This is a genomic window from Bradyrhizobium sp. SUTN9-2, assembly GCF_003122645.1.
GTDB classification, from domain to species: domain Bacteria; phylum Pseudomonadota; class Alphaproteobacteria; order Rhizobiales; family Xanthobacteraceae; genus Bradyrhizobium; species Bradyrhizobium yuanmingense.
Genome location: NZ_LAXE01000001.1, coordinates 7505428 through 7509695, shown reverse-complemented (window position 1 = coordinate 7509695; position 4268 = coordinate 7505428). Strand labels below are relative to the sequence as shown.

The 4268-nt window shown below is 66.5% G+C and carries 5 protein-coding genes; 2 read left to right on the top strand and 3 right to left on the bottom strand.

Annotated elements, in window-relative coordinates:
• The coding region (locus tag XF30_RS34760; protein WP_109145211.1) for a coiled-coil domain-containing protein at window positions 1-1033 on the bottom strand (1033 nt) is incomplete at its 3' end.
• A 120-nt stretch (window positions 1034-1153) separates the two neighbouring features.
• Complete coding sequence (locus XF30_RS34755) at window positions 1154-1759, bottom strand: DUF1134 domain-containing protein (RefSeq protein WP_036009799.1); 606 nt, start codon at window positions 1757-1759, stop codon at window positions 1154-1156.
• A 139-nt stretch (window positions 1760-1898) separates the two neighbouring features.
• On the opposite strand from XF30_RS34755, the gene XF30_RS34750 reads away from it, so the two are divergent.
• Window positions 1899-2384 carry a YHS domain-containing (seleno)protein gene (locus XF30_RS34750; protein ID WP_109145210.1) on the top strand — a complete coding sequence of 162 codons (486 nt, stop codon included), beginning with the start codon at window positions 1899-1901 and terminating at the stop codon, window positions 2382-2384.
• Between the two features lie 10 nt (window positions 2385-2394).
• Here the strand turns inward: XF30_RS34750 and XF30_RS34745 are convergent, their stop codons facing one another.
• The gene (locus XF30_RS34745) at window positions 2395-3225 is read right to left on the bottom strand and encodes a 3'(2'),5'-bisphosphate nucleotidase CysQ family protein (RefSeq protein ID WP_109145209.1); all 831 of its coding nucleotides are present in this window, start codon (window positions 3223-3225) and stop codon (window positions 2395-2397) included.
• A 198-nt stretch (window positions 3226-3423) separates the two neighbouring features.
• Here XF30_RS34745 and chpT point away from each other — a divergent pair, with 198 nt between their 5' ends.
• Window positions 3424-4077 (top strand): histidine phosphotransferase ChpT, encoded by a 654-nt coding sequence (gene chpT / locus XF30_RS34740; protein WP_192893340.1) that lies wholly within the window; start codon window positions 3424-3426, stop codon window positions 4075-4077.
• Window positions 4078-4268 lie beyond the last annotated feature (191 nt).

Genomic DNA, 4268 nt, shown 5'->3' with positions numbered 1-4268 from the left:
CCATGCGCTCGGTCGCCCAGGAACTCTCGGCCTGCTGCTGGATCGCGTTGATGTCGCGCTGGAGTTTCGCGCGTTCGTCGCGTGCGCTGCGCAGCTGCTCCTCCAGCGCGGCCTTTTCCGCGCGCAGCTGCTCCATCGCAGCCGACGATTTGCCGCCGCTGAGGCCCGCGATCTCGACGCGCAGCTCCTTGATGGTGCGCTCGTTGGCCTCGTTGGCCTGGCGCAGCTGGTTGTTCTCGTAGTCGCGCTCGGCGAGCAGCTTGCCCTGCGTGGCAAGGCGTCCTTCGAGATCGGCGACGCGGCTCGACAGCATCTCGGCCTCCTTGACCTGCACGATGAGCTGGCGGTCGAGCTCGGTGACGCGCTGGCTCAGATTCTCGACGCGGCCGCGCGCCTCGGCGAGTTCGCGCGAGGCGGTCTCGGATTCGGTGCGCTCCTGTGCGAGGCGCGCTTGCGTGGCGGCAAATTCCTTCTCGGCATCGCCGACCCGGTGCTTCAATTCCTCGATCTGCGCGCGCACTGCGACCAGCTCGACCTGGCGGCTCTCCGCCATCATCGAGCGGTCGGACAGTTCGGAGTTGATCTTGGCGAGCTCGGCCTGCTTGTCCGTCAACGCGATCTCGGCTTCGCGCAAGGACGCCGTCTTGGCGGCGAATTCCTCCTCGGTGGCGCGGAGCTGCTCCTTCACCGCCTTCTCGCGCGCCTCCAGCGCGAAGATGGTGGCGTTCTTCTCGCCGAGCTCGATCTTCATGCGGTTGATGGCGTCGCTCTTCTTGCCGAGCTCGGCGAGCTGGCTCGTGGTCTTGTTCTTGAGCTGCTCGACGCTCATCTCGAGCCGCCGCGCGGACATGGCGAATTCGGCCCGGAGCTGGTCCTTGTCGGCCTGGATCTCGGCCATCGAGAGCGGGGTGGCGGCCTCGAGCCGGCGCGTGGTCAGGCGCACCGCGCGGTTATGCACCAGCGGCACGATCGCAAGCCCGCACAGCATCGAGAGCAGGAAACCGATCGCCAGGTACATGATCGGTTCGACCATGGGCCAGAACTCCCAAGCTTAAGGAAAAATTCACCAACGACAATGCCATGGCGGGCCGGCAGAAAGCCAGCCCCGCTCTGTCGTTAACCTTGATCGGTGGGCAGTGGGGAGGACGTGGGCCTAGAACGGGTTCCAGGTCGCCCGCGGGGTGTATTTGAGATAGCCGATATTGGCGCCGAGGCGCAGGCCGAGCCCGGAGCGGATCGGCACCAGCACGATGTTGTTGGAGGTCAGCGCGGTCATGCCGAAGCCGCCGATGATGTAGGCCGAGCCGTCGATGCCGGCGAAGCGCTGGTAGATCGCGTTGGTGGCCGGCAGGTTGTAGACCAGCGTCATGGTGCGGGCGCCGTCGCCGCCCCAGTCGAAACCGAGCGAGGGGCCCTGCCAATAGACGCGCAAATCGCCGGCGTTCTTGGTGTAGAGCGTGCCCTCGCCATAGCGCAGGCCGGCGACGAAGGCGCCGGAGCCTTCCTCACCCAGGATGTAGCCGTTCGGCAGGCCCCATTGGCTGACCGCCTTCTCGATGATCGAGGCGAGCCCGCGCGAGACGTTGCCGAAGAAGCGATGGCCGGCGGTGACGAGCTCGTCCGGCCCATAGGTATTGGGCGTCGGGGTCCGCTGCGGCGGCGGCAGGTCAGGCGGCGGCGCCTGCTGGGCGGAGGCCGGCACGATCCAGCCGATCATCGCGGCAAGCGCGAGCGCAGCAAGGCGTGATGCGAAAGTCATAAAAGAACCCCTGGTACCGAATCCGGTCGCTTCCTTAACCTCACGCCAACAGGCATGGCCCTAGGTTGCGCCGGATGTCCCCTCGACTCGGATGTTATCCGCAGCAACTATGACGGCACAACGGCAGGAAGATAGCCCTTTGCGCCCCGGAATTGCCTTGATCGCCCGCCGCCTCTGCCTGCTGGCGGGCATTTGGATCCTCGGTGCCGGCGGACCGACAGGGGCCGCCACCACCGAGCGGATCGTCGTCAACCGCTTCAGCGGCGTCGCCATCGAGGGCTTCGACCCCGTCGCTTATTTCGTCGCCGGCGCGGCCGTGCAGGGGACGGCGGAGTTCGAGGCGAACCTCTGGGGGGCCGTCTGGCGCTTCCGGAACGAGGGCAACCGCGCCTCTTTCCAGGCCCATCCCGAAATCTACGGACCGCAATTCGGCGGCTACGATCCGGTCGATATCGCCCGCGGCGTCACCGTCCCCGCCAATCCGCATTTCTTCGCGATCGTGGCGCAGCGGCTCTATTTGTTCAGCCGGGAAGACAATCGCGACGCCTTCGTCGCCGATCCCGAGCGCTTCCTCTATGAGGCGGGCAAGCGCTGGCCGGCCCTGCAGGAGAAGCTCGGGCAGTAACGAGCCCTGGTCAGTCGCAGCCTACCGCCTGCGGGTCGCCCCACGCGATGAATTCCGGGATGATGAAGCCGGTATCGCTGCGCTGGCCAAATCGGAGCTCGCCGCCCTTGCCGTCGGTCACCTTGCCGCCGGCCGCGGTCACGACCGCGCAGCCGGCTCCGACGTCCCATTCCGAGGTCGGCCCGAAACGGGGATAGATGTCGGCGCCGCCTTCCGCGATGCGGCCGAATTTCACGGCCGAGCCGCACGTCATCCTGACGGCATTGGGCCTGTCGGCGATGAACGCCTCGCTTCTGGCATCGCCGTGCGAACGGCTCACTGCGGCGATCCAAGGCTCCCCGCGCGCCGGCAGCTTGCGGGTGCGGATCGGCTCGGCGGCGGCGATCGTCGCGCCGTTGAACCTCACGCGCTCGGCACCGCGGCCGACGATGCCGCGCCAGAGCAGCCCGAGTGCGGGCGCGCTCACGATGCCGAGCACCGGCACGCCTGACGTCACGAGGGCAAGATTGACGGTGAACTCGTCGCGGCCGGCGACGAACTCCTTGGTCCCGTCGAGCGGATCGATCAGGAAGAAGCTGCCCTGGAACGGCGGGGAGGCGAGCTGGGTCCGCTCCTCCGACAGCGTCGGAACGTCGCCCGCGAGCTGCGCGAGTCCGTCCGCGATGATGCGGTCGGCGGCAAGGTCGGCCTCGGTCACCGGCGAGCCATCCTGCTTGCCGTCGATCCGCATGGCCGCGCGGTTGACGGCGAGGATCGCCTCGCCCGCCTTCACCACCAGCGCAGTCAGCGGCTCCATCAGGCCGGCAGCGGCCGCTCCGTCAATGATCCGTTTCACCTGCATGCCTCATCTGTCGGCAATATCGTTCCTCGTCCACTGATTCGCCCCGATCGATTCGCCTGGGCTTATGGCCGCCTCGAACCGATCGCAAGCTAGCTGCCGCCGGGTTGCGAATGTTAGAACCCGCAGCATCCGTCAAGCATGCGTGATTCGCGGCGTCCAGCGCCGTGCAATTCCAGGAACCCTCCAGGACCCCATTATATGTCTGACGCTTCGTCGCCCGCGACCACTGCCGCTCCCGATATGCTCGAACTCGCCGCGCTGCTGTGCTCGCGGGTCTGCCACGATCTCATCAGCCCCGTCGGCGCCATCGTCAACGGGCTCGAAGTGCTCGACGACGATCCCAAGCCCGAGGACCGCGAGTTCGCGCTCGACCTGATTCGCAAAAGCGCCAAGACGGCCTCCGCCCGGCTGCAGTTCTGCCGCCTTGCCTTCGGCGCGGCCGGCTCCTCCGGCGCGCAGATCGATCTCGGCGATGCCCACACCATGGCGAAGGGCCATATCGAGGACGGCAAGTGCTCGATCACCTGGAATCTGCCGCGGCTGCTGCTGCCGAAGAACCACGTCAAGCTGCTGCTCAACATGCTGGTCGTCGCCCAGCACACGATCCCGCGCGGCGGCATGCTGACGGTCGATCCGGTCGGCGAGGGCGAGGTGATGAGCTTTCGCATCACCGCGACCGGACACAATGCACGCCTGCCGCAGAACATCTCCGAGCTCCTGAGCGGCGAGCGCGGGCCGGCTGCCGATGCGCATGCGATCCAGCCTTATTATACGCGGCTGCTCGCGCAGGCCTGCGGGCTCACCGTGACGCTCAAGCCGGAAGGCGAAGCCATCATCGTTACCGCTTCGTAAACGGCGCGTCGCGCCCGACCTCTTAATCGATTCTTTACGAGGCGCTTCGGCTTGTTCGGAGCGCCTTATCTCTTTGTTGGTGCCGTTCTTTTGCACATACTCAACCAATATTAAACGCTTTGCGGTGAAGCTGGCCCCATTCCGAAATGGCGCATCACGCCTCGTGCGCGCCCTTCCTGTATGAAGGCCTG